The organism is Affinirhizobium helianthi (assembly GCF_042680945.1).
GTDB classification, from domain to species: domain Bacteria; phylum Pseudomonadota; class Alphaproteobacteria; order Rhizobiales; family Rhizobiaceae; genus Neorhizobium; species Neorhizobium helianthi.
In genome coordinates this window covers 201331-214136 of record NZ_JBHUEQ010000026.1, presented here as the reverse complement: position 1 = coordinate 214136, position 12806 = coordinate 201331, and the positions used below count along the sequence as shown (strand labels likewise).

General features: G+C 58.7%; 12 protein-coding genes. 6 read left to right on the top strand and 6 right to left on the bottom strand.

All coding sequences use genetic code 11. The annotated features are described in order from the left end of the window. Positions 1–51: 51 nt before the first annotated feature. On the bottom strand, positions 52–750 hold the full coding sequence (locus tag ACFSE1_RS15460) for a tellurite resistance TerB family protein (RefSeq protein ID WP_377403199.1): 699 nt from the start codon (positions 748–750) through the stop codon (positions 52–54). A gap of 62 nt (positions 751–812) precedes the next feature. Beyond that, complete coding sequence (locus ACFSE1_RS15455; RefSeq protein ID WP_377403197.1) at positions 813–1451, bottom strand: 2-dehydro-3-deoxy-phosphogluconate aldolase; 639 nt, start codon at positions 1449–1451, stop codon at positions 813–815. A gap of 165 nt (positions 1452–1616) precedes the next feature. Here ACFSE1_RS15455 and ACFSE1_RS15450 point away from each other — a divergent pair, with 165 nt between their 5' ends. The 5 genes from ACFSE1_RS15450 to trhO all read left to right on the top strand — a co-directional run bounded on the left by ACFSE1_RS15450 (position 1617) and on the right by trhO (position 6926). Beyond that, positions 1617–2114 carry a CYTH domain-containing protein gene (locus ACFSE1_RS15450; protein WP_377403195.1) on the top strand — a complete coding sequence of 166 codons (498 nt, stop codon included), beginning with the start codon at positions 1617–1619 and terminating at the stop codon, positions 2112–2114. Then, positions 2089–3000 carry a CHAD domain-containing protein gene (locus ACFSE1_RS15445; RefSeq protein ID WP_377403193.1) on the top strand — a complete coding sequence of 304 codons (912 nt, stop codon included), beginning with the start codon at positions 2089–2091 and terminating at the stop codon, positions 2998–3000. Before ACFSE1_RS15450 ends, ACFSE1_RS15445 begins: the two co-directional genes overlap by 26 nt. A gap of 191 nt (positions 3001–3191) precedes the next feature. Beyond that, a complete protein-coding gene (locus ACFSE1_RS15440; RefSeq protein WP_377403191.1) occupies positions 3192–4028 on the top strand; it encodes a hypothetical protein in 837 nt (278 codons plus the stop codon). A gap of 78 nt (positions 4029–4106) precedes the next feature. After that, positions 4107–5846 (top strand): methyl-accepting chemotaxis protein, encoded by a 1740-nt coding sequence (locus ACFSE1_RS15435; protein ID WP_377403189.1) that lies wholly within the window; start codon positions 4107–4109, stop codon positions 5844–5846. A gap of 135 nt (positions 5847–5981) precedes the next feature. Next, positions 5982–6926, top strand: coding sequence for an oxygen-dependent tRNA uridine(34) hydroxylase TrhO (gene trhO / locus ACFSE1_RS15430; RefSeq protein WP_377403187.1), 945 nt, complete (start codon positions 5982–5984; stop codon positions 6924–6926). Between the two features lie 30 nt (positions 6927–6956). Here the strand turns inward: trhO and ACFSE1_RS15425 are convergent, their stop codons facing one another. From ACFSE1_RS15425 to ACFSE1_RS15410, 4 genes are all read right to left on the bottom strand, one after another. Further along, positions 6957–9161 (bottom strand): putative bifunctional diguanylate cyclase/phosphodiesterase, encoded by a 2205-nt coding sequence (locus tag ACFSE1_RS15425; RefSeq protein ID WP_377403185.1) that lies wholly within the window; start codon positions 9159–9161, stop codon positions 6957–6959. A 174-nt stretch (positions 9162–9335) separates the two neighbouring features. Then, positions 9336–9968, bottom strand: a complete 633-nt coding sequence (locus ACFSE1_RS15420; protein WP_377403183.1) for an NAD(P)H-dependent oxidoreductase — start codon at positions 9966–9968, stop codon at positions 9336–9338. 166 nt (positions 9969–10134) lie between these two features. Next, the gene (locus ACFSE1_RS15415) at positions 10135–10884 is read right to left on the bottom strand and encodes an EAL domain-containing protein (protein ID WP_377403181.1); all 750 of its coding nucleotides are present in this window, start codon (positions 10882–10884) and stop codon (positions 10135–10137) included. A 55-nt stretch (positions 10885–10939) separates the two neighbouring features. Then, a complete protein-coding gene (locus ACFSE1_RS15410; protein WP_377403179.1) occupies positions 10940–12316 on the bottom strand; it encodes a GH1 family beta-glucosidase in 1377 nt (458 codons plus the stop codon). An 85-nt stretch (positions 12317–12401) separates the two neighbouring features. Between ACFSE1_RS15410 and ACFSE1_RS15405 the strand changes: the two genes are divergently transcribed. Further along, positions 12402–12803 carry a hypothetical protein gene (locus tag ACFSE1_RS15405; RefSeq protein WP_377403177.1) on the top strand — a complete coding sequence of 134 codons (402 nt, stop codon included), beginning with the start codon at positions 12402–12404 and terminating at the stop codon, positions 12801–12803. The last annotated feature ends 3 nt before the right edge of the window (positions 12804–12806 follow it).

The window sequence follows — 12806 nt, the reverse complement described above, 5'->3', positions numbered from 1 at the left end:
TAAGGGAGGCGGCGACCAAGCGCAATCGCCGCCTTGTCGCAGAGGCTGGTCTCAAAGCGAAACCTTGGCCGAGGAAACGGTGGCTTCGATATGATCCACCAGCGGGTCCGGCAGCCTGAGCCGTCCGGCCAGAAGATCGAGATAGCCACGTTCGGCACGCGTATCCGGGTCAATCGCAAGTCGCGAGGCCGTATAGATCTCCACGCGTTGTTCCTCGGTACGGCCTGCCGCAACCAGAGCATCAAGATCGATCGGATCTGCCAGTTCCTTGGCAAGAAAGGCTTCCGCCTCTGCACCAAGATCCACTTCATGCACCTTCTGCATGATGTTCTGGCGCTCGAATGCGTCGATATGTCCATCGGCCTTGGCAGCGGCGATCATGGCTCTGAGCAGCGTCAGGGCAAAATCGTTGCTGAGCGTAGCAGACTGGGGGTGAAACGGCGAATCGCTTGGCGGCTGGAGCGCCGCCATATCGTTCGGCACGCCTTGCGGCTTTTGCCCGGACTGGTAGTTGCGGTAAGCAAGATAGCCAAGGCCCGCAATTGCAGCGATACCGCCCACGGCAGCAACATTGCCGGCAAGCTTGCGGCCTGTCTTGGTGCCGAGAATTGCGGCGGCCAGAGCGCCTGCCTTCATCGGATTGTTTCGGGCAAAGCTGCCCGCCTGTTCGGCACGCCCTTTGACCGATCCGGACAATCCGGGGATCTGCGACCCCAGAAACTGGTCAAGCAGCTTTTTCGCGTCGAACATTCATCTTCTCCCTGTTGAACTCAGGGAGAAGATAGGAATGGAAAAATGCAATATAAGGGCAATCAACCTTTAAGAGCTGCCGCTTCCGATGCCAGTTTCGTGATCGCTGCCCAATCGCCAGCCGCAACCAGCTCCTTCGGAGCCACCCAGGAACCGCCCACGCATACGACGTTTGGCAGGCTGAGGTAGTCACGCGCATTCTTCAGCGAGATGCCGCCGGTGGGGCAGAACAAGGTTCCGGCGAGCGGCGAGGACAGCGCCTTGAGATAGGCGGAGCCACCGGCCTGCTCGGCGGGGAAGAACTTCATCACATCATAGCCTGCTTCGCGAAGGGTCATCACTTCACTGGCTGTCGCGGCACCCGGCAGAAGCGGCACATTGGAATCGCTTGCGGCGGACAGCACGCCAGGCGCGACACCCGGGCTGACGATAAAGGTTGAACCCGCCTTCACGGCCGCGTCGAAATCACGCCCGTTCAAAATGGTACCGGCACCGACGTTGGCACCTTCCACTTCCGAAGCAACCGCCTTGACGGCATCCAGCGCCGCAGGCGTGCGCATGGTGATCTCAATGGCGCGCAACCCACCTGCGACAAGCGCCCGCGCCAGGGGCACGGCAGACGCCGCATCATCCACGATCAACACGGGAACAACCGGCTGAAGTTTCAGGATGGAAAGCAGACCTTCAGTCTTGCTGCTCATGATCGATCTCCCGCTGAGTACATTTTAAACGATTGAATTCGGTGCAAACGGCATAGCGCGACAGGCCGACGCTGTCGAGGAAAAAACCGCTGTCACGCCACCCGCGCACTGGCCTCGGCCCATGCTTTGCAATAGGTTAACTGATAGATAAGGATGGACAACCGCATGGCAAAGGAAATCGAGCGTAAATTTCTGGTGCGGTCGCAGGACTGGCGAGATAAGGCCATCTCCGAGGCGAGCCTGATCCAGGCCTATATTGCGGTGGACGAAAACCGCAATGTCCGGGTTCGCGTGAAAGATGGCACGAAGGCATTCCTGACGATCAAGATCGGGCACAGCGCACTGGTGCGGGATGAGTTCGAATATGAAATCCCCGTCAGCGATGCCGAAGAACTGGGGCGGGCGGCCATTGGCATCATCATCGAAAAGAAGCGCTACCGGGTGCCCCATGATGGAAAAATCATCGAGGTGGATGTTTACGAGGGCTTCTATTCCGGCCTCGTGGTGGCGGAAGTCGAACTCTCCAGCGAGGATGACGCCTTCAATCCTCCTCCATGGCTGGGCGAGGAAGTCACAGGCGACCGCCGCTACTCGAACATGATTCTGGCGACACAGGACCTTGCACCGGAGCTCATAAATGGCGTTTTCCATCAAGCCCTCTAAGTCCTTCGGCGGCGAATTTGCCCGCGTTGCCGAGGCGCAATTGCGCCTGGCAATCGACAGCCTCGAAAAGCGGCCGGAAGGCACTCATGAGGCGATCCACGCAGCGCGCAAGCGCTTCAAACGGCTTCGTGCCCTCTACCGCCTCGTCGAACCGGACGCCCGCAGTTTTCGCGAGCGGGAAAATGAGCGCATACGGAATATGGCGCGAACACTGTCTGCCGTTCGAGACGCGACCGCGCTTGTAGAGACGCTGGACTATCTGAAATCCGCCTCCAGCGGCGAGGAGGAAATGGAAGCGCTGCAGGAGGCGCAGGAAAGGCTTCGCAACCGTCGCGACGAGATCGCACAGGAAGCAGAGGCGGATCTGGAAGCCAGATTGCAGGCAGCTGTCGAGACCTGCCAGGAAGCGATCCAGGCGCTGGACCACCTGGACCTGCCGGAAGGGCGAACCAGAACCGCCAAGCGGCTGGAGAAAGTATGGCGCAAGCAACTCGGCAAGGCCCATAGGGCGCTGGAGGAATGCCGAACAAGTCACACGGAAGAGGCATTTCACGAATTGCGGAAATGCGGACAGGTCTACTGGATGCACCTTCAGCTGCTGTACGATCTCTGGCCAAGCGCCATAGAAGCCAAGCGTGAGCAGGTCAAACATCTGGTGGATCTTCTCGGGCACGAGCACGACCTGAGTGTGCTGGTGCAGACGATCAACGAAACTCCGGATCTCCTGCCAAAGAGCGAGACGCTCGCGCTTCTGCTCGGCGCCGTCATCCGCAACCAGCAGGCGTTGCGCAGCGAGGTGCTGTCGCGCGCGCAACAGATCTTCATCGATCGGCCTAGCAATGAGGCCGCAATTGTCGCGACCCTGTGGCTGGAAGCGGCAGATTGAGATTGCGGAAACCCCAGAAACCCGATTTTTGGGAGCAAATTGCTTCTGATAAACTATCAATTTCATAGCGCTACGACGACGATTTCGCGTTGAAGATTCAGTCTTTTTTAATTTAGTCGAAGCACCTTGCCTCTCGGGAACAACAGGGGGAATTTGCTTTGCTTACCCGTCGCAGTCTATGCGTCTTGACGTTGAGCGCCTTTTGTCTTGCCGGTCAGGTTCAGGCCGCCGGAAACGACACCATCTATTACAATTCCAGCGGCGGAAAAGAAAAGACGCTGGGCTTCGAGGTGTTGAAACTTGCGATTGAAAAATCCGGCAAAAATTACAGCCTGAAGCCATCGCCCACCGGCTATAGCTCGAACGCTGGCATGGTGGATGCCATTGCCAATGGCGCGCAGATCGATATCGCCTGGGTCAATGCCTCCAAGGCGGTTTCGGCCAAGCTTCTCTCGGTTCCCTTTCCTGTCGACATGGGGCTCGGTGGCTATCGCCTCTTCCTCATCGACGGCAGCCGGCAGGACGAGTTCAGCCGGGTCAAGAGCCTCTCCGACCTCAAAAATTTCATAGCGCTGCAAGGCACGGGCTGGGCCGATGTGGATGTGCTGCGCAAATCGGACCTGACTGTTCGCACGGGTCCGCAAAAGAACCTCTACCGCATGACCATCGGCAAGCGTGGCGATTACTTCGCGCGCGGCGTCAACGAGGCGCTGAACGAGCAGGCAAAGCAATCCGCCGAATTGCCAACACTCGCAGTCGAAAAATCGCTGGTGCTGCAATATCCATCCGCTTCGATCTTCTATGTCTCCCGCAATCGCCCGGAACTCAGGGACGATCTGATGCGCGGGCTGGAAGCGGCCTGGCAGGATGGCTCCTTCGAAAAGGTCTTCCTCTCCTATCCGGACATCAAGCTCGCCCTTGAAAAAGGCAACCTGAAAAACCGGACCATCATCAAGATCCCGAATCCCAATCTGCCGGAAGATATTCTGGCGATGGACACACGCTACTGGTTCAACCCCCAGAAGTAACCAGAACCACCCGCCTCACGCTGTCTCGCCGGCCAGATGCTGACTGCGGGACGTGTTCCAGATTTCAGGAAACAGACCATGTTCAAAAGCAAATCCGTTCGGATGCAGGTGATGCTGCCGTCATTGGCCCTCATCGCCGCCGGCTCCATCGCCATCAGCGCCTATGCCGTCTGGTCACAAGCCGATTCCGCCCGTGAACTCTTCGATCGCAAGGTGCGCCTCACCGCCTCCATGACAACCGCGGGCGCGGCCACCGCCATGTGGCAGTTCGACAAGGGCCTTGCGAAGGACACGTTCGAGCCCGCCACAACGGATGCCGATTTCCGCGCCGCCGTCGTGCTGGACAATACGGGCAAAGCCTTCTTCTCATCCGGCGAGGCCGAAGCCATCACCTCGGCTACGGAGCTTGCAGGCAAACAGGCGGCAACCGCGGATGAAGACAATCTGCGCTTCTCCATCGTGCCGTTGAAGCACACGGAAGAAGGCAAGGAAATGACCATTGGAACAATGGTGCTGGCCTTCGATACCGAGGCCATCATGCGCGATACCTGGTCGTCGCTGCTTGGTCAGGCCGCGATTGCCGGTCTCACCTTGCTGGCCTCCGCTTTCGCGCTGATGCTTCTGCTGCGCGGCATCACACAGCCCCTCGTCTCCCTCTCCGCCGTCATGAAGAAACTGTCCGGCGGCGCGCTGGAGACCGAAGTTCCGAACCAGAACCGGCCGGACGAGATTGGCGAAATGTCTCGTGCCGTCCAATACTTCAAGGAAAGCGTACAGCGCTCCTTCAGCCTGCAGCAGGATGCCGATGCAAGCCGCAAGATGGTGGAGATGCAGCGCCAGGAGCAGGAAGCCAGCGAACATCAGCGCATGCAGGCAATGATGGAGGCAAACCAGGCGCTGGCGCAGGGCTTGAGCGCCCTGTCTCGCGGCGACCTGACGGTGCAGCTGAACCAGCGCTTTGCGCCGGAATATGAAGATCTCCGCACCAATTTCAACGACGCCGTCCAGCAATTGCGCCAAACCATGTCAGTGGTCGTGTCGTCTGCCATGAACATCGATGCCGGCACCCGCGACATTGCTGGCAACACCAATGACCTCTCCCGCCGGACGGAACAGCAGGCCGCATCTCTGGAAGAAACCGCAGCTGCCCTGGATCAGATCACCACCAATGTTTCCTCTTCTCTTCATCTGACGGAGGAAGCGCGCCGGGTGGCAACCGAAGCCAACCAGAGCGCAACGAAATCCGGCGCAGTGGTGGCTGAAGCCGTGGAAGCGATGAGCCGGATCGAAGCCTCTGCAACGCAGATCTCCAATATCATCGGCGTGATTGACGAGATCGCCTTCCAGACCAATCTTCTCGCCCTCAACGCGGGCGTAGAAGCAGCGCGTGCCGGTGAGGCAGGCAAGGGCTTTGCCGTCGTGGCACAGGAAGTGCGCGAACTCGCCCAGCGCTCCGCCAATGCCGCGCGCGAAATCAAGGTTCTGATCCAGAACTCCACCACGGAGGTCGGCGCAGGCGTCCGCCTCGTTTCCGATACCGGCAGCGCGCTTTCGAATATCGGCCAGCTTATCGTCGCCATCAACGAGCATGTCAGCGCCATCGCCACCTCGGCACGCGAGCAATCCACGGGGCTGAAGGAAATCAATACCGCCGTCAACCACATGGACCAGAGCACTCAGCAGAACGCCGCCATGGTGGAAGAAACAAGCGCCGCCTCCGAAGCGCTTGCGGCGGAAGCGACCCGTCTGCGCGAACTGATGGTGCAGTTCAACCTGGATGCCAAGGCAGCATCGCAACTGGCGCAAAGAGCTGCCTGACCCCGTTTCGATCCGACCCATCCCTGTTTCCATGCGGGGATGGGTCACTCTCATGCACGCTTGACAAAGATCAAAGCGCATGGCACCGCGCAAAATTCATTGCTTTGCAGCGCGTGAGGCAGTATTTCGCCTCTCATGACCGACATTCTGAACACCTCTGCTGACGCCCCGTCCGGCTCCTTTCTCGTGGCCGCGCTCTATCATTTTGCGCGTTTCGACCGCTACGCGGATTTCCGCGCATCGCTGCAGTCGCTCTGCGACGAAAACGGTGTAAAGGGGACGCTGCTCCTGGCGCGCGAGGGCATCAATGGCACGATCGCCGGAACGGATGCAGGCATTGCCGCCGTTCTGGCCTATATTCGCGCCCAGCCGGAATTTGCGGCACTGGAACACAAGGAAAGCCGTGCTTCCAAGATGCCGTTCCTGCGTATGAAGGTGCGCCTGAAGAAGGAAATCGTGACGATGGGCGTTGAGGATATCGATCCCAACCGCATCGTCGGAACCTATGTCGATCCGAAGGACTGGAACGCCCTGATCTCCGACCCGGAGACCATCGTGATCGACACCCGCAATGATTATGAAACGGCGATCGGCATCTTCAAGGGCGCGGTCGACCCGAAGACGAAGACCTTCCGCGAATTCCCCGACTGGGTGCGCAACAATTCCGGCCTGCACAACAAGCCCAAGATTGCCATGTATTGCACCGGCGGCATTCGCTGCGAGAAGGCCACGGCTTTCATGAAGGAACAGGGCTTCGACGAGGTGTTTCACCTCAAGGGCGGCATCCTGAAATATCTGGAAGAAGTGCCGGAAGAAGAGAGCCTTTGGGAAGGCGCCTGCTTCGTCTTCGACGAGCGCGTATCCGTTACCCATGGATTGAAGGAAGGCGACCACAAGCTGTGTCACGCCTGCCGGGAACCTTTGACCGCCGAGGATCGCGCATCGCCTCTCTTCGAGGAAGGCGTTTCCTGCCCGCACTGCCATGACAAGCGCAGCGAGGCCGACAAGGAGCGTTATCGCCAACGGCAAAGGCAGATCGCTTTGGCGCGCAAGCGCGGCGAAAAGCATCTGGGAAGCTGAAGCAGGACGCCTGGCAACAGGCTCGCCCCCTCACTTGGTTGCGTAAAGCCGCGGCTTGTCGTCGAGCGACACCGTCATCTGGGTGATTTGCTCCTGCCCGCTCGGCTTTCCGAAGAGATAGCCCTGCAGGAGTTGGCAGCCCGCCTGCTTGAGTGCCTCGGCCTGAGCCTGGGTTTCAACGCCTTCCGCCGTCACCGGCATATCGAGAGAGCGGGCGAGCGCGACGGTCGCATGCAGTAGCTCCGCATCTCTCGGCCTGTCAGCGACCCCTTCCACCAAGGCCCTGTCAATCTTGATCCGGTCGAAGCCGAACTGTCGCAGATAGCCGACGCTGGAGAAACCAGCTCCGAAATCATCCAGCGCAACCTTGATCCCCATCTCCCGCAGCATGTCCAGCGTCTGCCGGGCTCGGGCGGGATTCTGGATGAAATAGGTCTCCGTCATTTCCAGCGTCAGGCGTGACGGCTCGATTTCCGCTTCTTTCAGAATGTCGCCAACCCTTCCCACGAAGGCGGGATCGCGGAACTGACCGGGAGAAACGTTGACGGAAATGGTCAGGTCCGGCCACTGGCGAAGTGCAAAGCAGGCGGAGCGCAAAACGCAAAGCCCCAGAAGATCGATAAGGCCGGTGCTCTCCGCAATCGGAATGAAGACCTCCGGCGAAACAGGCCCGTGGCCCGGACGCGTCCATCGTGCCAGTGCCTCCACGGCGCAAATACGGTAATCGCTGGCTCGAACAATTGGCTGATAGACGACGCCGATCTCCTCACGGTCGATGGCCGCGCGAAGATCCAGTTCCAGAAGGTTTCGCTCCTCGCGCTCGTCATCCATGGAGGCATCGTAAAATGTCCAGCGACCTCGACCATCCTCCTTGGAGCGATACATGGCAACGTCGGCGCGACGAATGAGCTCTTCACCCGGCACGAGCCCCTTCTTGGAGACGGCAAGGCCGATGCTGCAACCAATGACGGCAACACGTTCGCCAATGGTCAGCGGCTCATCCAGAAACTCCAGAACCCGGTCGGAAAGCTGCGCGGCGTCCTTCTGCACATCGAAGCCGGCAAAGGCAATGGCGAATTCATCGCCGCCGAGGCGGGCAAGCACGGCATTTTCCCGTGTCAGCACCCGAAGTCCGGCCGAAACGCTGCGGATCAACCGGTCACCCGTCGCATGGCCATAGGCATCGTTGACTTCCTTGAAGCCGTCGAGATCGAGATAAAGGAGTGCGACATCCTTCCCCTCTTCCTGCGCTTGCGCCACGAGATCCTGCAAGCCGACGAAAAGACCGGCTCGATTGGGCAGGCCGCTCAGTCGGTCGGTCAAGGAAAGCTGCACGGCAGCTGCCTCATCCGAGCTGACACGCTTGAGGATCTGGTTCCCGGTGACGAAAAGCAAGACCATATAGATGCCGATCATCAGCACGGCGCACCAGATCAATGGGCGCACCTGCGCCAGACTGGCATCCCCCGGTGAGCGGGCCACCCAGGAAAGCGAGGCGATCGGCTGCCCCCCCGGACTGCTCAAGAGCACGCTATGTTCGCCAGACGTGGAACCCGGCGTCAGCGTCAGGCCCGGCAAAACATAGGATCGCGACACCCTTGCAACGGTCTCCTCCGTCAGATGCCTGAGGAAGACGACATAGCGGCTGTCACCAAACGGAACGACCCTCTCGCCGGATTTCTTACGGATGAGTGCGACACCAACTGCCGCGACCCCCTTATCGGTCGCCACGAAACCCGTGGCTTCCGGCATGGCGGTATCGTCCATGCCGCGGACCTGCTCGAACAGGCTGATAACGTCCGGTGTCAGAAATTGCGCGGTTGCCTGGGATAAATCTCTGCCTTCGGAATAGGCGACGATGGCTTTGCCTTGCTGATCCAGGATCATCGCAACGTCGAAGAGTTCGCTATTGAAGCTCATTTCTCCGAAATTGCGCACAAGCCAACCGTGCCCCTTCGAATCATAGGCATTGTGGGCCGCATCGTCCCAGGCCGCGTAATCGTGCAAGGTGGCTTCCAGCTGGTCACGGAAGGTGCGCATGGCACCCGTCACCGCCTCGCGGGATCGGTCTTCATCCAGCTGGTTGGCATAATGCCCGACCCGATCCAATGCACTGAAGACCATGGCCGAGACGCAAATCATCACCGCCGCAAAGATCAGCAGCAATGAGCGAACGGCGGACCGCCGGTCCACTTTCGTCGCGGATTGTCCGAATTTTGTTGAGACAAATCGCATTTATGCGCCCCAGGATCCGGGGTCACATTGCCCGCCAAAGCGTTCAATTTACATTAACGCATAGGCTCGAATTGCCAGCTTTGAACGCTTGCTCAACAGCTTATAAACCAAGGCATGAGGTAGAGCGTCATGCCTTGGATTAAGGGCACGCTTCAAGAGCGATGGAGGTCTTGCTCAGCGGACTTCGCTGACGAACTGATCCTTGGAGCGGCGAACCTTCTTCAGGTTGACCAGCCAATCGTTCTCGCCATCACGATAGCCGAGCGGCAGCAGGGTCACAGAGCGCAGGCCACGAGCACGCAGACCCAGGATTTCATCCACCTTCTCCGGTTCGAAGCCTTCCATCGGCGTGGCATCCACGCCCTCGAAGGCGGCGGCAGCGACGGACATGCCAAAGCCAATATAGGCCTGGCGTGCGGCATGTTCGAAATTGATCTGCGGGTCACGCGGCACGTAGGTATCGAGGATCATCTTGCGATAATTCTCCCAGCCTTCATTGGTGAAGCCCCGCTCCTGGTTAACCAGATCGAACATCCCGTTGATGCGCTCTGACGTGTAGTTATCCCAGGCAGCGAAAACCAGCAGGTGTGAACCGTCGGTAATCTGCGCCTGGTTCCAGGCGACAGCGCGGATCTTCTCGCGGATCTCGGGATTGGTCACCACAATCACCTCGAACGGCTGCAAGCCGCTGGATGTGGGGGCAAGACGGGCAGCCTCAACGATGCGCTCGACCTTATCTTCCGAGACGGAGCGCTTCGGGTCCATCTTCTTCGTGGCATAGCGCCAGTTCAGCTTTTCAAGAAGCATCAGCAAAAAACCTTTATCTGATCCCCGTGGGAGGGAGGATCCAACGGAGACGCCATTTCAACCGGCTCTAGATAAAGAGAGGCAACCGCTAAACAAGCAGGCACTTTTCGGTAACCACCTCGCCAGACGGCGGCTTTGGCGGATGGGAAGCCCGCTTCCCCCCACGTCAGGCGGCCATCAACTGTGGTCGAATGAAGCTTTCAAAGGCTGGCTTCGCAAAGAGATAGCCCTGGAACAGGTTCACGCCGAGATCCCTCAGAACCAGGGCTTCCCCCGGCGTTTCAACGCCTTCGCAGATGGGAGTGATGCCGAAATCCGCCAGCATTGCCACTGTATGCTGCACCACGATGCGGCGTGCAGGATCCTGATCAATGCCGCGGATCAGGTCCATATCGAGCTTGACGATATCCGGCTGGAAACGGGCCAGGAGGTTGAGCCCGGCATGGCCGGCACCAAAATCGTCTATCGCGGTCTTGAAGCCAATCGAGCGATAGGTCCACAGGATATTGAGCAGGTGATCGGTGTTGATCCGCTCGCTTTCCGTGAATTCGAAAATGATCCGCTCCAGTGGAAAGCCCACCCGTTCTGCCGTCGCCAGCGTCAGGCGAATACAGGCGCGCGGCTCGTAAACGGCATTGGGCATGAAGTTGATGGAGAGTTTCTCCTGCCCATCCGCCATCATCAGGCCCGCCGCCAACTCAATGGCCTTGACGCGGCAAGCCTGATCGAAGGCATAACGGTTCTCTTCCGTTACACAGGCAAGGATTGCGCCGGCACCTTCGCCCGCAACGCCGCGAACCAGCGCCTCATGTGCGAACACATCGCCTGTCCGCACATCCACGATAGGCTGAAAGGCCATCGAGAACGGCACATCGAAGCCTGAACCGTTTCTGCATCCTTCACACCCTGTCGCCATGATATCCTCTCCACGCGCATTGAGTGAACCGTAGAGAGTAATCATTAAGGCCATACTAAACGGATGGTTTGGCGTGATTTCCCTTCGGAAAATGTCGCGCCAGATTGCGATACCACTTGCCGCTCTTCTTTATGGTGCGCAGCTGGGTCTCGTAATCCACGTGGACAAGGCCAAAGCGCATGCGATAGCCTTCCGCCCATTCGAAATTGTCCATCAGGCTCCAGGCGAAGTAACCGCGCAGAGGAATGCCCTCGGCCACCAGATCTGCCGCGACCGAAAGGTGGTCGCTGTAATAGTCGAGGCGGGGCTGATCATCCACTTCACCGTCCACGACACCCATATTGTAGCAGGCACCATTTTCGGTGATGTACATCTCCGGCAAGTCGTAACGCCGGTAGAGATCGCCGACCAGATCCCCCATTGCGGAAGGGAAAATCTCCCAGCCGATGTCAGTCTTTTCCGGATTGACGAAAGGGGCCGGTCGGGTGGCCGGAAATTCCGTGGCGGCAGGATCGTCCAGCACACGCATCGGCGTGTAGTAGTTGAGACCCCACCAATCCAGTTTCTCACTGATGATGGAAAGATCCCCCTCCTCAACCGGCGGCATTTGCGCGCCCAGAGCCTCAAGAAACTGCTCGGGATACTGGCCCTTGAAAACCGGATCGAAGAAAGCGCCATTGTGGAACTGGAAGGCCCGCTCGGCTGCCGCACGGTCCTCTTCGCTCTCCGAGCCCGGAAGAACGCAATGCGCGTTCAGCACCAGCCCAACTGGCACCTCTGGCGAAATGCTGCGAATGGCTTGCACCGCCAGACCATGCGCCAGATTGGTAAAATGCATGGCGTGCAGTGCCGCTTCCATATTGCGCTCGCCGGGGGCGTGAACACCGTAGAGATGGCTCAGCCAGACGGAGCACCATGGCTCGTTGAAGGTGGCAACGGCGTCCAGACGATCTCCCAACCGCTTCATGACAACCTCTGCATAGTGCTGGAAGGCGTAAGCGGTTGAGCGCGCCGTCCAGCCGCCTTCACCCATGAGTGCAAGTGGCAGATCCCAATGGTAGAGCGTGGCAAAGGTCTTGATGCCCCGCGCCTTGCAACCATCCACGAGCCGATCGTAGAAATCGAGCCCCCGCTCGTTAACACTTCCCACACCGTCGGGGATGACACGCGGCCAGGCAATGGAAAAGCGATAACCGCTGACCCCCATATCCGCAATGAGGTCGAGATCCTCGTCCAGCCGGTTGTAGTGATCGCATGCAATATCGCCATTGTGCCGGCCAAAGACCCGCCCGGGCATGTTGGAAAACGCGTCCCAGATGGAAGCCTTGCGCCCATCTGCCTTGGTTGCTCCCTCAATCTGGAAGGCGGCCGTTGCAACCCCAAACAAGAAATCGCCAGGAAAGCGCTGCGCAAGTGTTTTTGGTTCAATCATGGGTCACCTTTCAAGAAAATATGAGCGTTGTATTTCTGTCTGGAGAATGTTACCGAAGGTTGTATCTTTATCAGAGGGTATTTCCATGAATAAGACTTTATCGATCCTTCTTGGCGCAGCAGTCTTGAGCATTACTCTTCCAATGGCTGCAAGCGGTGCAACACTCTCATACAAGAACGGAAGCTCCAGCATCCGCTTCAACATCGGCTGGACCAAAGGCATGACGGTTCAACAGGCCATGCAGAAGGCCGGACCAGACTATGTGACGGGTTGGTCACATAAATACTCCGGCAATTCGCTGTTGATGGTGCTCGGAACCGGCAATTTTCCGACCACGCCGTCGTCCACCAATGGCAAGCTGGGCTCGCCCTACTGGCTGCTGTGCATTGATGGCAAGCCGGCCAGCGCTGGCATGACACAGCAGAAAATCCCGAGTCCGAAGTCAAATGTCAGCTGGATCTGGACCTCGAAGTTCCAGTGCAATTGAAAC